Below are 19,668 nucleotides of genomic sequence, written 5' to 3'. Positions count from 1 at the left end.
CCCTTCGCCCTGACCCGCGCCGTGCCGACGGCCGGTACCCCGTCGCGTGGCTGACCATCAGCCCCCAGGAACGGAGGGATGCCGCGTGATGGACCGCCCCGCCCCCGAGACCGAGGAACTCCCCGCGCCGTCCCATCCAATGGCCGTCGCTCGCCGCCTGCTGCCCGACTGGCAGACCGAGGACGGACAGCTCATCTACCGGCGCTGGCGTGCGTCCTGGATGCGCTGGAACGGAACCTGCTGGCGGGAGATCGACGAAGCCCAGGTCCGCAAGGCCATGTACGAGCGCCTTGAGCACGCCGTCTACCAGGTAGCCGTCAAGGACGGAGTGACCGAGGAACGCCACTGGGCCCCCACCAAACCGAAAATCAGCAACCTGCTGGACGCCCTCGGAGCCATCACCCTCCTGCCGACCGACACCGACGCGCCCGCGTGGCTCCACGACGCCGACGCGTGCGAGCCGGACGGCGGCCCGATCGTGGCGTGCACCAACGGCCTGCTCCGCATCCGTGACCGCGCGCTGCTGCCGCACACCCCCGACTTCTTCAACCTCGTGTCCGTCCCCTTCGCCTACGACCCCAACGCCACCGCGCCGACCTGGGAAGGGTTCCTGTCCCAGCTCTGGCCCGATGACCCCGACTCCATCCGCGCAGTACAGGAATGGTTCGGATACGTCCTGTCCGGCCGTACAGACCAGCAGAAGATCCTGCTCATGGTCGGCCCCACCCGGTCCGGTAAGGGCACCATCGCGCGCGTACTGAAAGCGCTGGTCGGCAAGGAGAACCTCGCCGGCCCGACCCTCGCCGGACTCGGCACCAACTTCGGGCTGTCCACCCTGGTCGGCAAGCCCCTCGGAGTCATCTCCGACGCCCGCCTCTCCGGCAACGACAACACGCAGGTCGTAGAACGGCTGCTGACCATTTCCGGCGAGGACACCATCGACATCGACCGCAAGTACCGCGAGCCCTGGACCGGCAAGCTCCCCACCCGGCTGGTGATCCTGTCCAACGAGCTGCCGCACTTCGGCGACTCCTCAGGCGTCATCGCCAAGCGGTTCATCCTGCTCAGCATGCGCACGTCGTGGCTGGGAAAGGAAGACACCACCCTGACCGACCGGCTCACCGCCGAGATGCCCGGCATCCTGAACTGGTCGCTGGAAGGGCTCGCCCGTCTCCAGCACAGCGGACGGATCACCGAACCGACGTCCAGCCGCGAAGCCATCACCACCATGCAGGACACCGCCTCACCCACCAGCGCGTTCGTCCGTGAGCGCTGCACCACCGGGCCCACGTGCACCATCCCCGTAGATGCGCTGTGGATGGTCTGGCGGGAGTGGGCCGAGGACAACGGCGTCCGCCCCGGGACCAAACAGGTCTTCGGCCGCAACCTGCTCTCCGTCGTCCCCCAGCTCAACCGCACGCGCCCCCGCGACGCCTACGGCCGGCAGGTCGCCACGTACAGCGGGATCACGCTCACCGCGTCCGAACCACATCTGCCTGAGTCGTGACTCACCGCGACTCAAACGCCGCGTACCCGCCTCTGAGTCGCGGTGAGTCGCGACTCAGAGCAATGTCGCTCCAACTCACTCAGCACCGGACCACGCCTTCCCCAAGGAGTGAAATGGCCCGCCCCCGGATGCTCAAGCTCCCCGAAGTCCTCACCGAGATCGGCATGAGCCGCGCTGCCTTCTACCGCATGCGCGCACGCGGGCAGGCGCCGCGGCTGGTGAAGCTGCCCAACGGTCACCTGCGGGTGCGCCGCGACGACCTGGACGACTGGCTCAGCAGCCTGGACACGCCCACCTACTGATCACACCGTCTCACCGATACAGCCCCAGGGGCCCGGCTCACGCCGGGCCCCTTTCGCAGGAAGGCCCCCGATGGGGAAGACGTACGACGTTCGGATCTGGTCTGTCCGACAGCGCAAGGACCGTGGCCAGTCCTCCGCAGAATTGCGCTGGAAGACGGGCGAGACTCCGCACTCCCAGACGTTCGGCACCAAGACGCTGGCGGAGGGCCGACGCGCTGAGCTACTGCGAGCCGCACACGCCGGCGAGCCGTTCGACGAGTCGACCGGGGTACCACTCTCTGAGCTGCGGCAGCGCAACGACGTGAGTTGGTACCGGCACGCCCGCGAGTACATCGAGATGAAGTGGCAGCACTCCCCCGGCTCCACTCGCCGGACGCTCGCTGAAGCCATGGCCACGGTCACGCCCGCTCTCATCAGGGACACCAAGGGCATGGCCGACGCCCAGACGGTACGGACGGCACTCTATAGCTGGGCATTCAACGTGAGCCGCCGTGACCAGGAGCCGCCGGACGACGTGGCCGCCGTGCTGGATTGGTTCGAACGGAAGTCCCTGCCCACGTCCGCGCTGGCCGACCGCATGCAGGTACGCGCCGCCCTGGACGCGCTGACCAAGAAGCTGGACGGCACCACAGCGTCCGCGTCGACCATCCGCCGGAAGCGGGCCATCTTCCACAACGCACTCGGCTACGCCGTCGACGCCGGCCGTCTGACGGACAACCCTCTGCCGCAGGTGCAGTGGAAAGCCCCTGAGCAGGTAGCGGAGGAACTGGACCCCGCCTCGGTGCCAGACCCCCGGCAGGCTCTCGCGCTGCTCGATGCCGTGCGCAGGCAGAGCGCCCGCGGGCGGCGCCTGGTCGCGTTCTTCGGCTGCATGTACTACGCGGCGGCGCGGCCGGCGGAAGTCATCGGTCTCCGCCTCCAAGACTGCGCCCTGCCCCGTCGAGGATGGGGCACTCTGCGGCTCCGAGAGACCCGTCCGCGCTCGGGTTCGGCCTGGACGGACAGCGGGGAGGCACACGACCGGAGAGGGCTCAAGCACCGGCCCCGGAAAGCCGTCCGCACCGTGCCGATCCCGCCCGATCTCGTGAACCTGCTGCGGTGGCACGTCACGGCTTACGGCGTCGCCCCCGACGGACGGCTGTTCCGGACGCAGCGCGGCGGGCTCATCCAGGACACCGGATACGGAGAGGTGTGGGCGGAAGCCCGCACTCGCGCTCTCACACCCGCTCAGTGCACGTCGCTGCTCGCGAAGCGTCCATATGATCTTCGTCATGCTGCCGTGTCCACGTGGCTCAGCTCCGGTGTGGAACCGCAGGAGGTGGCTGCGCGCGCCGGCCACAGCGTGGCCGTGCTGTTCCGGGTGTACGCGAAGTGCCTGGACGGTGGCGCCGCCACTGCGAACGCCCGAATCGAGCGGGCGCTGAAGAACGGCAGCTAGGCGGGCCGAAAGCTGCCCCACGCCTGCCCCACACGGACTGGTCAGCACCCGAATCAGGGTGAGACACACTGGGAAAAAGTACCCATAGTGACCAGGCCGCGCCCGGGAACGACGAAAGGGCCCGCGTCCAGCGTTATCGCTGGTCACGGACCCTTTCGGTCGTGTGGCGGCGCCAGGATTCGAACCTGGGAAGGCTGAGCCGGCAGATTTACAGTCTGCTCCCTTTGGCCGCTCGGGCACACCGCCGGGGTCGCTGCCCGGAACCGCTTTTCGGCGGCGCCCCGTGGCAACGACGTAAACAATACCCGATGCACAGGGGTGCTTCGCCACCCGATTGATCTCCACCCGGTGACGGGCGGGTGGCTAGGCTTGTCCGGATGGGGCCCGGACCTACACCGGGCTCGGCGGCACCCCCACGGACGCCGACACCCACCCCATCCGCACCCTGATACAAGGAGCCACAGGACATGGCCGACTCCAGTTTCGACATCGTCTCGAAGGTCGAGCGGCAGGAGGTCGACAACGCCCTCAACCAGGCCGCCAAGGAGATCTCGCAGCGCTACGACTTCAAGGGCGTCGGTGCCTCGATCTCCTGGTCCGGGGAGAAGATCCTGATGGAGGCGAACTCCGAGGACCGGGTGAAGGCCGTTCTCGACGTCTTCCAGTCCAAGCTGATCAAGCGCGGGATCTCGCTGAAGGCGCTGGACGCGGGTGAGCCCCAGCTCTCGGGCAAGGAGTACAAGCTCTTCGCCTCCATCGAGGAGGGCATCTCCCAGGAGAACGCCAAGAAGGTGGCGAAGATCATTCGCGACGAGGGCCCGAAGGGCGTGAAGGCGCAGGTGCAGGGTGACGAACTGCGGGTCAGCTCCAAGAGCCGCGACGACCTGCAGGCCGTCATCGCCCTGCTGAAGGGCAGGGACTTCGACTTCGCGCTGCAGTTCGTGAACTACCGCTGACCTCTGCCCGCGCGGCGAGACGGACGCCGCCCTGCGGCGGGTTCTCCCCAATCGAGTAGGAGGGCCGGGTCGCCCGGCCCTCCTCTCACACCACCGGACATGCGGGCCCGCATCCGGCGGTTCACCGAGCTGATCTCAGCCGTTGCCAGGCCGGCTTGAGCATGCGCAGACCAAGGCCCTCCCAGTAGGAGTGGGGCAGTGCCCGCTGGAGGACGGGAGAGCCCGCGATCCGCCAGTAGCCTTTGCTGCTGTTCCCCCACTCACGGGAGGACTGCTCGTTGATCCCGAGCTTGCGCAGCATGGCCCGGCGGGTCCTGGGCAGCTTCCATTCCTTCCAGCGGATCTGCCGCATCCTGCGGTGCAGCCACTTGTCCAGTTCCCGGAACAGGTGGGACCCGTCCGCGAGCTGGAAGGTGCCCGCGTCGAGTTCGGCCCGCACAACGGGCCAGTGGACCAGCAGCCACGGGCGGAGCTCCGCCGTGGTCACACCGTCCACCCCGGGAGCACCCCGGTCCACCTCGACACGTCCAAGCGCCGCGAGCAGGTTCTCCTTCGAGAGCATCCGCTCCCACAGCGAGGACTCCTGATCGCAGTGAACGTCCTCCGCGGAGTGCGCCGACCGGCCACTGCGCTCCGCCGGGGCACTTCCGGAATGCACCGGTCCCTCCCCGGTCGGCACCGCCGAAGCGGTATTGCCGCGGTCCACGTGACCGGCACGAGCAACCACCACATCACCCGTTCCACTCGATGTTCGGCCCTTCCCAGCCCGCCGTCCACGCGGCTCATCCCGGCCGGTACTACGACCTCTGCTGACTTCTGCCCGGTCAAGCAGCACCTCCCGGCACAGCCCGTCGGCGCGGCGACATCCTCAGCACAACCGACACCCGGACAGATCTCCCCAGGTAAGAACGATCAATGTCCCCGGATCCCCGCCGCGTTTACGCACTGGCCCTCTTGGCAGTGACGGGCATCGCCGTCCGTAGCCGACTCACCCAGACCAGCACGCCTCATACGCGGTTCGTGTTCCTCGGTACCCAGGTCTCGCCTCGGGCTTCCTCCAGACCCCACCTCACGATGACGCCCTTGCCTCCGGCTCGGGGTTAGCACCACCTCTTCCCCCAGGGGACTTCCACCCCCAATCGATCGCCCATGCTGGGCGCACCACGGGAGGGGGCGGGCACCTCACGGTGTCCGCCCCCTCCCGTCCGGCGCCTGCGGCCGTCGGCAGGCCGGTCACTCGCGGGAGTTGCCGAACAGGATGCGGTAGGCGATCAGCAGGACGAGTGAGCCGCCGATCGCCGCGGCCCAGGTGGCGCCGTCGTAGAAGTCCTTGTTGATCGGGTGGTCCAGCCAGCGGGCCGAGATCCAGCCGCCGATGAACGCTCCCGCCACCCCGATGATGGTCGTGCCGATGAACCCACCCGGGTCGCGTCCCGGCAGCAGGAACTTGGCGATGGCTCCGGCCAGGAGGCCGAGGATGATCCAGCTGATGATGCCCATGCCGTGAACCTGCCCCTCCGCAGTGTGCAGACACCGTTCCCGCGCCGTGATTCAGCCCTCGGGGGGACCGTGCCCTTCGTGCCTGTGTTCGTGCTCTGTTGACGAAGAGGACGTCATGGCGGCGCCCGGTGGTTCCGGTGATCAGTAGGGTGCCTGCCATGACACCGTCCGGATCGGCCGCCGAACTGCGGCGCACGCTCGGCGTCGGCGATGCGGTCGTCATCGGCCTGGGCTCCATGGTCGGTGCCGGGATCTTCGCCGCTCTCGGCCCTGCGGCGCGTGCCGCGGGGTCCGGGCTGCTGCCCGGGCTCGCCGTCGCGGCCGTGGTGGCCTACTGCAACGCGGTGTCCTCGGCTCGGCTGGCGGCCCGCTACCCGGCCTCGGGCGGCACCTATGTGTACGGGCGTGAGCGGCTCGGGGCGTTCTGGGGGTACTTGGCGGGCTGGGCGTTCGTGGTCGGCAAGACAGCCTCCTGTGCGGCTATGGCGCTGACGGTGGGCGCGTACGTCTGGCCGGCGCAGGCGCACGCGGTGGCGGTTGCGGCCGTGGTGGTGCTGACCGCGGTGAACTACGGCGGTATCCACAAATCCGCCTGGCTGACGCGGGCGATCGTGGCTGTGGTGCTGGCCGTCCTCGCCTGCGTGGTGGTCGTGTGCCTGGGGTCGGACCGGGCGGACGCCGGGCGGCTGGCCTTCGGCGCCTCGGAGGGTGCGGGCGGTGTGCTGCAGGCTGCCGGCCTGTTGTTCTTCGCGTTCGCCGGGTACGCGCGCATCGCGACCCTCGGTGAGGAGGTGCGCGATCCGGCACACACCATCCCGCGGGCGATCCCGCTGGCGCTGGGTATCGCACTGGCGGTCTACGTGGGTGTGGCAGTGGCCGTCCTTTCCGTGCTGGGGCCCGAGGCGCTCGGGGAGGCGGGCGCGCCGCTCGCCGACGCGGTGCGGGCGGCCGGAGGGTCCGGGTGGGTGCCCGTGGTGCGGGCGGGAGCCGCGGTGGCCGCACTGGGTTCGCTTCTCGCGCTGATTCTGGGTGTCTCCCGTACAACGCTGGCCATGGCACGGGACCGGCATCTGCCGGTTCCGCTGGCCGCGGTGCATCCGCGTTTCCGGGTACCGCATCGGGCGGAGCTGGCAGTGGGTGCAGTGGTCGCCGTGCTGGCGGCCACGGTGGACGTGCGGGGCGCCATCGGCTTCTCCTCCTTCGGCGTGCTGGTGTACTACGCGATCGCCAACGCCTCGGCGTGGTCGCTGGATCCGTTGCCGGCGGCCCGTGTGGCCCCGGTGGTGGGGTTCGCCGGCTGTGCGGTGCTGGCGCTCTCGCTGCCGGGGGGCTCCGTGGCCGTGGGTGCGGGGGTGCTGGCGGTCGGCGCGACCGCGTACGGGGTGCGGGGCTGGCTCGGGCGGCTCTAGGGGTGTTTCGAGAGTCCGGTGCGGTGCCCGCGGCGTCCGGTGCGTGCTCTCGGCGTGCCGGACGAAAGACCTCGTACCGGATGTACTCGGGCTTACGGCCGGTGCGGCGACAGTGCGTGCCGGGCGCCGTGGGTGCTGTGCGGGACTTTCGCAACACCCCCTATTTAGGGGCCCGGCACGGGATGATCGGAGGGCCGGCGCGCTCCGGCCGGTTGCACTGTGCTGTACTGCGGTGGCTCTCGGTCATGTATTCATGATGAGCGCCTCCACCGGCAACCGGGGCGGCCTGTGGACAACCGGCCGCTTGTGCAGAACCAGCCGGGCGAGACCGGCCCGCGGGCGGTGCGGGCGCGGTACCGACGGTGCCGACGGGCCCCGCCGGTACCGTCGGTCCCGTCGGACGGATCGAGGGGGTGGGGTCGCTCAGCGGCCCGCGAACGGCTGGTCCGTGCGGACGATCTCGCGGCCCAGCGGGAACAGCGAGACCGGGATCAGCTTGAAGTTGGCGATGCCGAACGGAATGCCGATGATCGTGATGCAGAGCATGAGCCCGGTGACGATGTGACCCAGCGCCAGCCACCAGCCGGCGAGGATGAGCCACAGCGCGTTGCCCAGGCAGGAGGGGGCACCGGCGTCGCGGCGCTCGACCGTGGTGTAGCCGAAGGGCCAGAGGGCGTAGACGCCGATGCGGAACGCGGCGATGCCGAAGGGGATGCCGATGATCGTGATGCAGAGCAGGATGCCCGCGGCCAGGTAGCCGAGGAACAGCCAGAACCCGCTCAGGACGAGCCAGATAACGTTCAGGATGGTCTTCACAGCGGTCGGCCTGCCATCTTCTCGAGCCGGGCGATACGGTCCGCCATCGGCGGGTGGGTGGAGAACATCCTGGACATTCCCTGACCCGGCCGGAACGGGTTCGCGATCATCATGTGACTCGCGGTCTCGATGCGGGGCTCCGGGGGCAGCGGGAGCTGCTTGGTGCCGGCCTCCAGCTTACGCAGCGCGCTGGCGAGGGCGAGCGGGTCACCGGCGAGCTGGGCACCGGAGGCGTCCGCCTCGTACTCGCGCGAGCGGCTGATGGCCAGTTGGATCAGGGAAGCGGCGATCGGGCCCAGGATCATGATCAGCAGAAGGCCGAGCAGGCCCGGACCGTCGTCGTCGTCGCGGCCGATGGGGATCAGCCAGGCGAAATTGACCAGGAACATGATCACCGAGGCGAGCGCCCCGGCGACCGAGGAGATCAGGATGTCGCGGTTGTAGACGTGGCTGAGTTCGTGGCCGATGACTCCGCGCAGCTCGCGCTCGTCGAGGATGCGCAGGATGCCCTCGGTGCAGCACACGGCGGCGTTGCGCGGATTGCGGCCGGTGGCGAAGGCGTTGGGCGCCTCCGTCGGGGAGATGTACAGCCGGGGCATGGGCTGGCGCGCCTGCGTGGAGAGGTCGCGGACCATGCGGTACAGCGCGGGCGCCTCGAACTCGCTCACCGGTCGGGCACGCATCGCGCGCAGGGCCAGCCTGTCGCTGTTCCAGTACGCGTAGGCGTTGGTGCCGAGTGCCACCAGAACCGCGATGATCAGGCCCGTACGGCCGAAGAAGCTGCCGATGACGATGATGAGTGCGGACAGTCCCCCGAGGAGTACTGCGGTCCTGAGCCCGTTGTGCCGGCGGTGCACGGTACGCCCTCCAAGTCGTGCCGCAGGGGAACCCTTTGCTGGTCGATCTGCGATGTCACTGGCCTCGTGGTGTCACGTCCAGTGGACCCTCCCGTACTGGTCAACGCCAGGCGAGGAGCACTAGTTCCCTTGTGCGGACGAGGGGCGGGCGTGGGCCGTCCGGGTGAAGGACGGCCCGTGGCGGGCGGCTGGCCCGCGCGCGTACCGGCCGGGGAATCGACGCGGGATCAGAACAGGCCGGTGCCGGCGAAACGCAGCACCGTCTCGGGCGCACCGGAGAGAGCGACGGCGAGGACGGCCGTCAGGGTGATGGCAGCCGTCAGGGGCGCGGGAACCCGGTGCCCGACCGGTTCGCCCTCCGGTGCACGGAAGAGCAGTGCCGTCCACTGCAGGTAGTAGAACAGCGCGATCACGACGTTGACCGCCATGGCCACGGCGAGCCAGCCCAGGCCCGCGTCGACCGCCGCGGAGAAGACGGCGACCTTCGCGAAGAGACCGATGATGCCGGGCGGCAGCCCTGCGAGGCAGAGCAGGAAGAAGGCCAGGAGCAGGGCCGCGAGCGGGTTCTTCGCGTACAGGCCGCGGTAGTCGGTGAGGCGGTTCGCCTCCCGCGTACGGCCCACCAGAGCCGCCACCGCGAAGGCGCCGAGGTTCACGACGCCGTACATGAGGGCGTAGGCGACGGTGGATCCGACGGCGCGCTCGGCGTCATCGGTGTACGCGGCGGCGGCGATCGGGACGAGGAGGTAGCCGGCCTGACCGACCGACGACCAGGCCAGCAGCCGTACCGCGCTGTACGCGCGCGTGGACTGCTGGCGCAGGGCCCCGACGTTGCCGACGGTCATGGTGAGCACCGCCAGCGCCGCCAGCGCCGGGCCCCACACGTCGGCGTACGACGGCAGGCCGACCACGGTGACGAGGATGAGGCCGGAGAAACCGACCGCCTTGCCGACGACGGACAGGTAGGCGGCGATCGGCAGCGGCGCACCCACGTACGTCTCGGGCACCCAGAAGTGGAAGGGCACCGCGGCCGTCTTGAAGGCGAAGCCGACGAGGGTGAGGACCACACCGGTCTGGGCGAGGGTGTGCAGTTGCCCGTCGGCCTGCTGGATCCGTTCGGCGACCTGGGTGAGGTAGAGGGTTCCGGTGGAGGCGTAGACGAAGCTGACGCCCATCAGGCTGACCGCGGTCGCGGTGACCGAGGACAGGAAGAACTTCAGGGCCGCCTCGGAGGACCGCCTGTCGCCGTGCCGGAGGCCGACCAGGGCGAAGGCGGGCAGGGAGGCGACCTCCAGGGCGACGATCAGGGTGGCGAGGTCCCGGGAGGCGGGCAGGAGGGCGGCGCCTGCGGCGGAGGACAGCAGCAGGAACCAGAACTCGCCTTCGGGAAGTCGCCCTCGCGCGTCCTTCAGTGTGGTGATCGACAGCAGTGCGGTGAGGAGGGCGCCGCCGAGGACCAGGAGCTGGATGACGAGGGTGAAGCGGTCCGCGGTGTAGCTGCACGCCTGCGGGTCGCCGGTCAGGCAGAAGGTGGAGCGGTCGCCGTCGAGCAGGGGCAGCAGCAGGAGCGCGGCGGCAGCCAGGCCGGCGACCGACAGCCGGCCGAGCAGCGCCTTCTTCTCCTCGGGCAGGAACAGGTCGGCGACCAGGACGGCGAGCGCGACGACCGCGGTGACGGTGGGCGGCGCGATGGCGAGCCAGTCGACGGACTGGACCAGGGACGCGGCCAGGGACTGGGCCGGGGAGCTCATCGGGTGCCTCCTGCGAGGAGCTGCTGCACGGCCGGGTCGGTCAGGCCGAGGAGGGACCTGGGCCACAGGCCTGCGACGACGGTGAGGGCGACGAGCGGGGTCCAGGCCGCGAACTCGTAGCCGCGGACGTCGGCGAGCGTCGGGACGTCCTGGGGGAGGGCACCCATGCAGACCCGGCGGACCACGACGAGCATGTACGCGGCGGTGAGCAGGGTGCCGAGCGCGGCGATCGCCATGAAGGTGAGGAACGCGCCGCGGTCGAGGCCGGCTGCCGGCCGGAACGCGCCGAACAGCGCGAGCATCTCGCCCCAGAACCCGGCGAGGCCGGGCAGGCCGAGCGAGGCGACGGCGCCGAAGGCGAGGAGGCCGCCGAGGCGGGGCGCCCTGCCGTAGAGCGCGGCTCCGGTCTCCTCGGCCAGGGTGTCGAGGTCGGTGGTGCCGGTGCGGTCCTTCAGCGCGCCCACGAGGAAGAAGAGCAGGCCGGTGATGAGGCCGTGGGCGATGTTGGCGAACAGCGCGCCGTTCACGCCGGTGGGCGTGGTGCTGGCGATACCGAGCAGGACGAAGCCCATGTGGCCGACGGAGGAGTAGGCGATGAGCCGCTTGAGGTCGCCCTGCGCTCCCTGCTTCGCCAGGGCGAGGCAGGCCAGGGATCCGTAGATGATCCCGACGACGCCGAACGCGGCGAGGTAGGGCGCGAAGGTGTGGAATCCGTCGGGGGCCACGGGGAGAACGATCCGGACGAATCCATACGTCCCCATCTTCAGCAGGACGCCCGCCAGCAGCACCGAGCCGACGGTCGGCGCGGCGGTGTGCGCGTCCGGCAGCCAGGTGTGCAAGGGCCACATCGGGGTCTTGACCGCGAGCCCGATCCCGATCGCCAGAACGGCGGTGACCTGCACGGATGTGGTCAGCGTCCCACCGTTGTCAGTGGCGAGTGCCACCATGTCGAACGTGCCCGCATTGATTCCGATCAGGAGCAGGCCGAGCAGCATGACGACCGAGCCGAGCAGTGTGTAGAGGATGAACTTCCAGGCGGCCTGGGCCCGGCCCCTGCCGCCCCAGCGGGCGATGAGGAAGTACATCGGGATCAGGACGGTCTCGAAGGCGAGGAAGAACAACAGCAGGTCGAGGACGGCGAAGGTGGCGAGGGTGCCGGACTCCAGGACGAGCAGCAGCGGGACGAAGGCCTTGGGGCTGGGGCCCGCCGGCATGTTGAAGTAGGAGTACAGGGCGCTCAGGAAGGTCAGCAGCGCGGTCAGGACCAGAAGGGGGAGGGAGATGCCGTCGATGCCGAGGTGGATCCGCACGTCGAGTGCGGGGATCCAGCTGATGTCGGTCGTGGCCTGCATCCTCGACGGATGGTCGTGGTCGAAGCCGAGCACCAGGACGATCGCGGCGACCAGCACCGCGCCGGTCACGGTCACGCCGTGCCGGAGGACGGCCTGCTCGGGCGACTTCCCCTTCAGCCCGGGCGGGGCCGGCAGGAGGGCTGCGGCAGCGCCGAGGAGCGGGCCGGCGACGACGAACGCCAGAAGAAACTGCATCACGGACTCGCTGATATCGATCACGCCTGCTCACGCTCCCGTGGCGACGAGGACGACGGCGACCGCGAGGACGACGGTGCCGGCGAGCAGCGCGCTCACATAGGTCTGCAGATTGCCGGTCTGGGCGCGCCGTACGGCGTCCCCGAGCCGGCGCGCCAGGGCGCCGGCACCGCGTACATAGGTGTCGACGACCTCGTGGTCCAGGAATCGCACGAGGCGCGCCCCCGCCTCGACCGGGCGGACGAACAGCACCCGGTAGACGGCGTCGAGGTGGAACCCGACGGCGGCGGGCCGGTGCAGCGGACCGAGGAGCAGCCGCCCGGGGTCGGCCGGGTCGGGGGCGTCGGCGACGTCTCCGTAGGCGGCCGCGTGGCTGGCGATGGCCTCGGCCTCGACCAGGCCCGCGTCGCCCTCGGGGTGGGCCGCGACGGCCCCCAGGGGCACGCGGGCGGCGAGCGCGGTGGTGTGCCGCCAGGCGGCGTAGGTCACGATGCCGCCGGCCAGCGCCACGCCGGTACCGACGACGGAGGTGGTCAGCGTCGGAGCCAGGTCCCGGCCGTCGAACCAGTCCGGCAGCAGGCGGTAGGCGAGCCCGCCGAAGGCCAGGGACGGCACGGCGAGGACCCACAGCACCACGGTCATCGTCAGGGGCTGCCGGCCGTGGTCGGGGGCCTCGGCACCCCGGCCGCGGAAGGCCAGCAGCCACAGGCGCGTCGCGTAGGCGGCGGTGAGGAGGGCGGTGAGCAGTCCGGAGACGAGGACGAGCCAGCCCGCGGCCGAGGGCACGGACGCGGTGTGCCCGGCGGAGGCCTGTTCGGCGGCCCCGAGGACGGACTCCTTGGAGAAGAAGCCGCTGAACGGCGGGACGGCGGCGAGCGCGAGCAGCGCCACCGTCATCGTCCAGTACGCGTCGGGGACCCGGTCGCGCAGGTGGCCCATACGGGACATGGCGGCCAGCGAGTTGGTGCCGGCGGCGTGGATGATCACGCCGGCGGCGAGGAACAGCAGCGCCTTGAAAGCGCCGTGGGACAGGAGGTGGAAGACGGCGGCACCCCGATCGCCGACGGCGAGAGCGCCGGTCATGTAGCCGAGCTGGCCGATCGTGGAGTAGGCGAGGACCCGCTTGATGTCGTCCTGGGCGAGCGCGGCGAGCCCGGAGCCGGCCATCGTCACCGCGGCCATGGTCGCGAGGACCACCAAGGCGGCCGAGGAGGCCTGGAACACGGGGAGGAGACGGGCGACGAAGTAGACGCCGGCTGCGACCATCGTCGCGGCGTGGATCAGCGCGGAGACGGGGGTGGGGCCCGCCATCGCGTCGGGAAGCCAGGTGTGCAGCGGGAACTGCGCCGACTTGCCGGCCACGCCCGCGAGCAGCAGCAGCGCGATCAGCGTCGGATGGTCGAGGCCGCCGCTCGCGACGGTGCCGAGGATCTCGGTGATGCGGAAGGAGCCGGTGTCCCCGGCGAGGGCGAACAGGCCGATGAGGAAGGGCACGTCGCCGAGCTTGGTGACCAGGAACGCCTTGATGGAGGCGGCGCGGGCCTCGGGGGTCTCCCAGTAGTGGCCGACCAGGAAGTAGGAGCAGATGCCCATGACCTCCCAGCCGACCAGCAGGACGATCAGGTCGCCGGAGTAGACGACGAGGAACATCGCGGAGGTGAACAGGGAGACGAGGGCGGCGTAGGACGCGTAGCGCGGGTCGTCGCGAAGGTAGCCCGTCGAGTAGATCTGCACGCAGGAGGCGACGACGCCGACGAGCACGGCGACCAGTGCGGCGAAGCCGTCGATGTACAGGGCGAGGTCGATGGGCACCGAGCCGGTCGGGGTGAGTTCGGTGGCGGAGTTCAGGGCCGTGTCCCCGCCCTGGCGCACGGCGACCAGGACGGCGAGCACGAGGGAGGTGAGGGTCGGCAGGACGGCGAGCGGACGCACGAGCCCGGGAGCCGTGCGGCCCAGGAGCAGTCCCGCGGTCGCGCCGAGGAACGGCAGGACGGGGACGAGGACGGCGAGGGTGGTCGTGGTCACGCGGAGGCCTCTGCCTTCCCGGCCCGCTCGGCCGCGAGGGCGTCGCTGTCGGAGTCGTCGGGGCCGGGGCCCTCGGCGGTGTCGCGGAGCTTGTCGATGTCGGAGGTGCCGCGGTTGCGGTACACGGCGAGGACGATGGCCAGCCCGATGCCGATCTCGGCGGCGGCGACGGCGATGGTGAACAGGGTGAGGGCCTGGCCGGAGTGCAGGGTCTCCTCGGCGGTCCTGCTGAGCCACACGTCGAAGGCGACCAGGTTGAGGTTGACCGCGTTGAGCATCAGCTCGACCGACATCAGCACGAGGATCGCGTTGCGCCGGGCCAGCACACCGTAGAGGCCGGTGCAGAACAGCAGGGCGGACAGGACGGCGGGGAACGCGAGGTGCATCAGCGGGCGCCTTCCTGCTCGACCGGGTGATTCCGGGAATCCGGGACGGACGGGGAACTTCCGGCGCCGGCGCGGGAGTTCACAGGGGGAGAGCTCGGCTCCTCCTCGGCCTTGCGGGACAGCACGATGGCGCCGACCAGGGCCGCGAGGAGGAGGGCGGAGAGGGCTTCGAAGGGGAGGACCCAGTTCTGGAACAGGCTCTCGCCGGTGACCTCGGTGGAGCCGGCCGGGGCGCCGTCCAGATCGATCCAGGTGGCCCGGAAGGCGTCGACGACGACCCAGATCAGGGTGGCCGCCGCGGCGACCGCCACGATCAGGGCGATCCAGCGGTTGCCCGAGTCCGCGTCCGGCGAGCGGCCGATGGGCGCCTTGGTGAGCATCAGACCGAACAGGAGGAGAACGACGACGGAGCCGACGTAGATGAGGACCTGCACCCAGGCGATGAACTCGGCACTGAGCAGGAGGTATTCGACGGCGAGACCCCCGAGGGCCACCACGAGCCACAGGGCGGCGTGCACCAGTTGCCTGGTGGTGACCGTGACCAGGGCGGCGCCGAAGGTGAGCAGACCGACGAGCAGGAAGGCGACCTCGACGCCCGTCGGGGAGAGGAAGCCGTGCGTCTCGGCGGACGGGGCGGTGGTGGAAGCGGCGGCGACGGCCGCGGTGAACGTCATGCCTGGCCCTCCTGTCCCGGCTCAGGGGTTTCAGAGTCGCCCGGCGCCCGGTCTGGCCGGGACCGGTCGGACTGCGGCCCGGAATCGCCCGTCTTCTCCGAGTCGCCCTGCACATCGGCCGGCCGCTCGGCTGCGCGCGTCCCGCCGCCGGCGGGTCGCTCGGGGCGCGCCGGAGCCTCGGGGCGGGCCGGGGCGGACTCGGAGGGCGGGGTGGTCTCCTGCTGGGCCGCCAGCTTCTCGGCGGTCTTCCGGGCCGCCACCACCTCCTTCGGTTCCTCCGCGGCGGCGTCCAGGGCGGGCGGGGCCGGGACGGTCCACATCCACTCGCGGAGCTTGTCCCGCTCGTGGGTGAGGTCACGGATGTCGGTCTCCGCGTACTCGAACTCGGGGGACCAGAACAGCGCGTCGAAAGGACAGACCTCGATGCAGATACCGCAGTACATGCACAGGGAGAAGTCGATGGCGAACCGGTCGAGGACGTTGCGGCTGCGTTCCCGGCCTCCCGGGGCCGCCGCCGGGACCGTCTCCTTGTGGGAGTCGATGTAGATGCACCAGTCCGGGCACTCGCGGGCGCACAGCATGCAGACCGTGCAGTTCTCCTCGAACAGGCCGATCACGCCGCGGGTGCGGGGCGGGAGGTCGGGCTGGGTGTCCGGGTACTGCTCGGTGACGGACTTCCTCGTCATCGTGCGGAGGGTGACGGCGAGGCCCTTGGCCAGGCCGGAGCCGGGGAAGGGAGCCATGGCTACCGGATCACCACCTTGACGATGCCGGTGAGGGCGATCTGAACGAGGGAGAGGGGGACGAGGAGCGTCCACGACAGTTTCTGGAGCTGGTCCTCGCGCAGACGGGGATAGGTCACACGCAGCCAGATGACGACGAACGCGAGGACGGCCGTCTTCAGCAGGGTCCACACCCAGCCGAGGCCGTCGGCGCCCCACGGCCCGTGCCAGCCGCCCAGGAAGAGGACGGTCGTCAGGCCGCACAGGACGATGATCCCGGCGTACTCGGCGAGGAGGAACAGGGCGAAGCGCAGACCGGTGTACTCGGTGTACGCCCCGAAGATGATCTCCGAGTCGGCGACGGGCATGTCGAACGGGGGGCGCTGCAACTCGGCGAGGCCGGCGACGAAGAAGACCAACGCGCCGACGATCTGCCAGGGCAGCCACCACCACTCGAACGCGTCGAGGATGCCGGGAAGGGAGACCGTGCCGGCCGCCATCGCCACGGAGGCGGCGGCGAGCAGCATCGGGAGTTCGTAGGCGAGCAGCTGGGCGGCGGTGCGCAGGCCGCCGAGAAGGGAGAACTTGTTGGCGCTGGCCCATCCGGCCATGAGGGAACCGAGGACACCGACGCCCATCACGGCGAGGACGAAGAAGAGACCCGCGTCGATCACCTCGCCGACCGCGCCCTCGCCGGGGCCGATGGGGATGGCGAGGAGGACCAGCAGGTAGGGCAGGAGCGCCACGGCGGGAGCCAGCTGGAAGATGCGGCGGTCCGCGCCCGCGGGGACGACGTCCTCCTTCTGCGCGAACTTCACGCCGTCCGCCACCAGCTGGGCCCAGCCGTGGAAGCCACCGGCGTACATCGGGCCGAGGCGGCCCTGCATGTGGGCCATCACCTTGTGCTCGGTCTGACCGACGATCAGGGGGAAGGTGAGGAAGACGACGAAGACGGCGAGGAGTCGCAGGGCGACGTCGAGCGCGTCATTCACTGCGTGCCTCCTGCGGGGTGGTCGGTGTCGCGATGGTTCCGGGGCGGGGTCGACCCGGCCGGACGGTCCGGCGCGGGGTTCTCCGGCGCGGGGTTCTCCGGCGTCGGGGTGTCCGAGCCGGCGCTGTCCGGCGCGGGGCCGTCCGAAGCCGGTGCCCCCGGCCCGGAGTTGTCCGAACCGGTGCTGTCCGGGACCGGGCCGTCCGCAGCAGGCGCCTCCCGCCCGGAGGTCCCCGACGCGGGGCTCCTCGGACTACGGCCTTCCGCGGAAGCGGTGGACTCCGCCTCCTGGGAGACGGGAGTCCCCGGTGCCGCGTCCTCCGGCCGAGCTGCGTCCTGGGCGGGCTGCTCCGCGTCCGGCCCCGTCCCCCCGGCCTCGGGCTTCGACGGTCCCGCCCCGGGATCCTGCCGCCCCGCTTCCGGCTTCGCCCGGTCCGCCCCGGGCTCCGGCCCTTCCGTCCCCGGCGCCGCCCGGTCAGCCCCGGGCTGCGTCCGGCGCGGCTCCGCCTCCGGCTTCGTGTCGTCCGCCCCGGGCTCCGGAGTTTTCGGTTCCGCCTGTTCCGGTTGGTCGAAGGCCGGACGGGCGTGGTGCCAGGGGGCGTCGGAGCCGCCGGGGACCGCGGGGCGGCGGCCGGGCGCGGGCGCAGGGGCACCGGGCCGCTTCGAGCCAGACCTCGGGGACGTCGTACCGGACCGCTCCGGACCTGTCGGTGCACCCGACTCCGCCGAAGCCGGCGCCGACGGTGTTCCGGGCTCCGCCGCTGCCGAGGGTGCTCCGGTTTCCGTGGGCCGGGCGGACGCGTCCGAGCCGGCTGCCGTACCGGCGGCCTCGGCCGCCTCGGCACGCTGGGAGGCCGAGCCCTCGCCTGCGCTCCGGGCGCGCCGGGGGCCGGAGGTGCGCTGGCTCGCCGAGCCTTCGGAGGCGCTGCGTGCCCGGCGTGGACGGGCGGCGGCTGCCGATGCCGAGGGCGGGGCGGCATCGGTGGACGCGGTGTCGTCCGCGGTGCCCGGTGTCCCGGCGGCGCCGTCGGTGTCCCGGCCCGCGGCCTGGCTCGCCGATCCCTGAGCGGCAGAGCGCGTGCGGCGGGCCGGACGCTCGCCCGCGGCGCCCGCCGCACGACCGGCACGGCCCGCGCCCCGCGCGGGACGGGCGGGGGCCTCGGGGAGCTGCCCTTTCAGGGGGCCCCACTCGTTGGGGTCGGGGACGCCCGGGGGAAGCATCTGGCGGCGCTTGGGACCGCCGTGTTCGGACTCCCCCGGCTCCTTGGCGCCGGGCCAGGCCTTGGCCACGCGGGCGGCGAGGACGAAGTCCTTGCGCAGCGGGTGTCCCTCGAACGTCTCGGGCAGCAGGAGGTGGTCAAGTGCGGGATGCCCGTCGAAGTCGACGCCGAACATCTCGTGGGTCTCCCGCTCGTGCCATGCGGCACCGGCGTAGACGGCGACGGCCGACGGCAGGGCCGGCGACTCGTGCGGAACGGTGGTGCGCAGCAGGAGCCGGTGTACCGGGGAGGGGGGCAGGGCGGCGACGTGGGCGGCGACGCGGAAGCCCGTACCGGGCTCGTCGACAGCGCTCAGCCAGTCGAAGTAGGTGCAGCCGAGCCGGTCGCGAGCCGTCTCCAGCGCCGTGAGCCAGGACGCAGGCGGGACGTCGACGGTGAGGAGGTCGTAGGACTCCTCCGCCGTGGCGTCCGGGCCGAACAGTTCCTCGGTCGCGGCAGGCAGCCAGCCGACTGCGGTCATCGTGTCTCCCCCTCGGGTGCCGGCGGCCGCACCAGGCCGCTCTGCAGCGCCGCGGTGGACGGGCGTCGCGTGCCGGAGGTGCCGGCGCCGTCGCCGTACCGCTCGCCGAGCGACTCGCGGGCGATCTTCTCCTGGAGCTTGAGGATGCCCTGGAGCAGCGCCTCGGGCCGGGGCGGGCAGCCGGGGACGTAGACGTCGACGGGGATGATCTGGTCGACGCCCTTGGTCACGGAGTAGGAGTCCCAGTAGGGGCCGCCGCAGTTGGAGCAGGCACCGAAGGAGATGACGTACTTCGGCTCGGGCATCTGCTCGTACAGCCGCTTGACGGCCGGGGCCATCTTGTCCGTCACGGTGCCGGAGACGATCATGAGGTCGGCCTGGCGCGGGCCCGGCGCGAACGGGATCACACCGAGGCGGATGAAGTCGTGGCGCGCCATCGACGCGGCGATGAACTCGATCGCGCAGCAGGCGAGGCCGAAGTTGAAGACCCACAGCGAGTAGCGGCGGCCCCAGTTCAGGACGACCTTCATCGGTTCCGGGGCCAGCCGGGCCAAGGGGCCCAGTCTCCCCCTGCCTTCGGCGGGGGGACCGACGGGATCCGGAAGCAGGACGGGCTCGGGCACCGGGGGGTTCACGTCCATGCCAGGACGCCCTTCTTGTATGCGTACAGCAGGCCCACGGCCAGGAAGCCGAGGAAGATGAACATCTCCACCAGCGTCGTCGCCCCGTAGCCGCGGTCGGCGAAGACCGTCGCCCAGGGGAACAGGAAGATCGAGTCGACGGCGAAGATGACGTACAGGAACGCGTAGACGTAGTAGCGCACCTGGGTGTGGGCCCAGCCCTCGCCGACGGGGTCGACGCCGCACTCGTACGTGAGGAGCTTCTCGGGGGTGGGTACGACGGGGCGCAGCAGGCGGCTCGCGCCGAAGGCGACGGCCACGAACAGCACGCCGACGACGGCCAGCAGGCCGACCACCGCGTACGACTGGTAGTAGTCCGCCGCGACGACGGTCGGCTCCCGCAGCGTCTCCCGCAACGTCCGCCCCT

General features: G+C 71.0%; 19 protein-coding genes and 1 tRNA gene. 5 read left to right on the top strand and 15 right to left on the bottom strand.

Annotation, left to right across the window (positions count from 1 at the left end):
* The first annotated feature begins 88 nt into the window (after positions 1-88).
* From I3F54_RS08525 to I3F54_RS08515, 3 genes are all read left to right on the top strand, one after another.
* Positions 89-1,507 carry a phage/plasmid primase, P4 family gene (locus tag I3F54_RS08525; protein ID WP_240118026.1) on the top strand — a complete coding sequence of 473 codons (1,419 nt, stop codon included), beginning with the start codon at positions 89-91 and terminating at the stop codon, positions 1,505-1,507.
* Between the two features lie 113 nt (positions 1,508-1,620).
* Entirely contained in the window at positions 1,621-1,809 is a 189-nt protein-coding gene (locus I3F54_RS08520) for an AlpA family transcriptional regulator (protein ID WP_205382390.1), read from the top strand.
* Between the two features lie 70 nt (positions 1,810-1,879).
* Complete coding sequence (locus I3F54_RS08515; protein WP_240118025.1) at positions 1,880-3,247, top strand: tyrosine-type recombinase/integrase; 1,368 nt, start codon at positions 1,880-1,882, stop codon at positions 3,245-3,247.
* 164 nt (positions 3,248-3,411) lie between these two features.
* On the opposite strand, the gene I3F54_RS08510 is transcribed toward I3F54_RS08515, so the two are convergent.
* Positions 3,412-3,493: transfer RNA gene (locus I3F54_RS08510), tRNA-Tyr, on the bottom strand.
* Positions 3,494-3,714: 221 nt separating this feature from the next.
* Between I3F54_RS08510 and I3F54_RS08505 the strand changes: the two genes are divergently transcribed.
* Positions 3,715-4,203 (top strand): YajQ family cyclic di-GMP-binding protein, encoded by a 489-nt coding sequence (locus tag I3F54_RS08505; RefSeq protein WP_240118024.1) that lies wholly within the window; start codon positions 3,715-3,717, stop codon positions 4,201-4,203.
* A gap of 121 nt (positions 4,204-4,324) precedes the next feature.
* Here the strand turns inward: I3F54_RS08505 and I3F54_RS08500 are convergent, their stop codons facing one another.
* The gene (locus I3F54_RS08500) at positions 4,325-4,861 is read right to left on the bottom strand and encodes a group II intron maturase-specific domain-containing protein (protein ID WP_240118023.1); all 537 of its coding nucleotides are present in this window, start codon (positions 4,859-4,861) and stop codon (positions 4,325-4,327) included.
* A gap of 575 nt (positions 4,862-5,436) precedes the next feature.
* Entirely contained in the window at positions 5,437-5,703 is a 267-nt protein-coding gene (locus I3F54_RS08495) for a GlsB/YeaQ/YmgE family stress response membrane protein (protein WP_240118022.1), read from the bottom strand.
* Between the two features lie 158 nt (positions 5,704-5,861).
* Here I3F54_RS08495 and I3F54_RS08490 point away from each other — a divergent pair, with 158 nt between their 5' ends.
* Complete coding sequence (locus I3F54_RS08490; protein ID WP_240118021.1) at positions 5,862-7,112, top strand: APC family permease; 1,251 nt, start codon at positions 5,862-5,864, stop codon at positions 7,110-7,112.
* A gap of 423 nt (positions 7,113-7,535) precedes the next feature.
* On the opposite strand, the gene I3F54_RS08485 is transcribed toward I3F54_RS08490, so the two are convergent.
* The 12 genes from I3F54_RS08485 to I3F54_RS08430 all read right to left on the bottom strand — a co-directional run bounded on the left by I3F54_RS08485 (position 7,536) and on the right by I3F54_RS08430 (position 19,645).
* On the bottom strand, positions 7,536-7,928 hold the full coding sequence (locus I3F54_RS08485; protein ID WP_240118020.1) for a YccF domain-containing protein: 393 nt from the start codon (positions 7,926-7,928) through the stop codon (positions 7,536-7,538).
* Positions 7,925-8,785 carry a zinc metalloprotease HtpX gene (htpX, locus tag I3F54_RS08480; RefSeq protein ID WP_240118019.1) on the bottom strand — a complete coding sequence of 287 codons (861 nt, stop codon included), beginning with the start codon at positions 8,783-8,785 and terminating at the stop codon, positions 7,925-7,927. The genes I3F54_RS08485 and htpX overlap by 4 nt, the downstream gene beginning before the upstream one ends.
* 227 nt (positions 8,786-9,012) lie before the next feature.
* Positions 9,013-10,536, bottom strand: coding sequence for an NADH-quinone oxidoreductase subunit N (locus tag I3F54_RS08475; protein ID WP_240118018.1), 1,524 nt, complete (start codon positions 10,534-10,536; stop codon positions 9,013-9,015).
* On the bottom strand, positions 10,533-12,107 hold the full coding sequence (locus I3F54_RS08470; protein ID WP_240118017.1) for a NuoM family protein: 1,575 nt from the start codon (positions 12,105-12,107) through the stop codon (positions 10,533-10,535). Before I3F54_RS08470 ends, I3F54_RS08475 begins: the two co-directional genes overlap by 4 nt.
* A gap of 6 nt (positions 12,108-12,113) precedes the next feature.
* Positions 12,114-14,108, bottom strand: coding sequence for an NADH-quinone oxidoreductase subunit L (locus I3F54_RS08465; RefSeq protein WP_240118016.1), 1,995 nt, complete (start codon positions 14,106-14,108; stop codon positions 12,114-12,116).
* On the bottom strand, positions 14,105-14,494 hold the full coding sequence (nuoK, locus tag I3F54_RS08460) for an NADH-quinone oxidoreductase subunit NuoK (protein WP_240118015.1): 390 nt from the start codon (positions 14,492-14,494) through the stop codon (positions 14,105-14,107). The genes I3F54_RS08465 and nuoK overlap by 4 nt, the downstream gene beginning before the upstream one ends.
* A complete protein-coding gene (locus tag I3F54_RS08455) occupies positions 14,494-15,168 on the bottom strand; it encodes an NADH-quinone oxidoreductase subunit J (protein WP_240118014.1) in 675 nt (224 codons plus the stop codon). The genes nuoK and I3F54_RS08455 overlap by 1 nt, the downstream gene beginning before the upstream one ends.
* Entirely contained in the window at positions 15,165-15,911 is a 747-nt protein-coding gene (locus tag I3F54_RS08450; protein ID WP_240118013.1) for an NADH-quinone oxidoreductase subunit I, read from the bottom strand. Before I3F54_RS08450 ends, I3F54_RS08455 begins: the two co-directional genes overlap by 4 nt.
* Before the next feature lie 2 nt (positions 15,912-15,913).
* Positions 15,914-16,882, bottom strand: coding sequence for a complex I subunit 1 family protein (locus tag I3F54_RS08445; RefSeq protein ID WP_240118012.1), 969 nt, complete (start codon positions 16,880-16,882; stop codon positions 15,914-15,916).
* Positions 16,879-18,621 (bottom strand): NADH-quinone oxidoreductase subunit C, encoded by a 1,743-nt coding sequence (locus I3F54_RS08440; protein WP_240118011.1) that lies wholly within the window; start codon positions 18,619-18,621, stop codon positions 16,879-16,881. Before I3F54_RS08440 ends, I3F54_RS08445 begins: the two co-directional genes overlap by 4 nt.
* Positions 18,618-19,262: an NADH-quinone oxidoreductase subunit B gene (locus tag I3F54_RS08435; RefSeq protein ID WP_240118010.1), complete on the bottom strand. Its 645-nt coding sequence runs from the start codon at positions 19,260-19,262 to the stop codon at positions 18,618-18,620. The genes I3F54_RS08440 and I3F54_RS08435 overlap by 4 nt, the downstream gene beginning before the upstream one ends.
* Positions 19,253-19,645 (bottom strand): NADH-quinone oxidoreductase subunit A, encoded by a 393-nt coding sequence (locus tag I3F54_RS08430; RefSeq protein WP_240118143.1) that lies wholly within the window; start codon positions 19,643-19,645, stop codon positions 19,253-19,255. Before I3F54_RS08430 ends, I3F54_RS08435 begins: the two co-directional genes overlap by 10 nt.
* Positions 19,646-19,668: the final 23 nt, after the last annotated feature.

It is taken from the genome of Streptomyces sp. MUM 2J (assembly GCF_022414535.1).
In the GTDB taxonomy this organism is placed as follows: Bacteria; Actinomycetota; Actinomycetes; order Streptomycetales; family Streptomycetaceae; genus Streptomyces.
The sequence above is the reverse complement of the archived record's forward strand: the minus strand, read 5'-3'. Positions and strand labels throughout refer to the sequence as shown.

What these genes read in the sequence shown, in the direction of transcription:
- I3F54_RS08435 (WP_240118010.1), bottom strand. Translation starts at nt 19,262, where the DNA reads ATGGACGTGAACCCCCCGGTGCCCGAGCCCGTCCTGCTTCCGGATCCC.
- nuoK (WP_240118015.1), bottom strand. Translation starts at nt 14,494, where the DNA reads ATGCACCTCGCGTTCCCCGCCGTCCTGTCCGCCCTGCTGTTCTGCACC.
- I3F54_RS08455 (WP_240118014.1), bottom strand. Translation starts at nt 15,168, where the DNA reads ATGACGTTCACCGCGGCCGTCGCCGCCGCTTCCACCACCGCCCCGTCC.
- I3F54_RS08475 (WP_240118018.1), bottom strand. Translation starts at nt 10,536, where the DNA reads ATGAGCTCCCCGGCCCAGTCCCTGGCCGCGTCCCTGGTCCAGTCCGTC.
- I3F54_RS08440 (WP_240118011.1), bottom strand. Translation starts at nt 18,621, where the DNA reads ATGACCGCAGTCGGCTGGCTGCCTGCCGCGACCGAGGAACTGTTCGGC.
- I3F54_RS08525 (WP_240118026.1), top strand. Translation starts at nt 89, where the DNA reads ATGGACCGCCCCGCCCCCGAGACCGAGGAACTCCCCGCGCCGTCCCAT.
- I3F54_RS08505 (WP_240118024.1), top strand. Translation starts at nt 3,715, where the DNA reads ATGGCCGACTCCAGTTTCGACATCGTCTCGAAGGTCGAGCGGCAGGAG.
- I3F54_RS08450 (WP_240118013.1), bottom strand. Translation starts at nt 15,911, where the DNA reads ATGGCTCCCTTCCCCGGCTCCGGCCTGGCCAAGGGCCTCGCCGTCACC.
- I3F54_RS08495 (WP_240118022.1), bottom strand. Translation starts at nt 5,703, where the DNA reads ATGGGCATCATCAGCTGGATCATCCTCGGCCTCCTGGCCGGAGCCATC.
- I3F54_RS08490 (WP_240118021.1), top strand. Translation starts at nt 5,862, where the DNA reads ATGACACCGTCCGGATCGGCCGCCGAACTGCGGCGCACGCTCGGCGTC.
- I3F54_RS08515 (WP_240118025.1), top strand. Translation starts at nt 1,880, where the DNA reads ATGGGGAAGACGTACGACGTTCGGATCTGGTCTGTCCGACAGCGCAAG.
- I3F54_RS08520 (WP_205382390.1), top strand. Translation starts at nt 1,621, where the DNA reads ATGGCCCGCCCCCGGATGCTCAAGCTCCCCGAAGTCCTCACCGAGATC.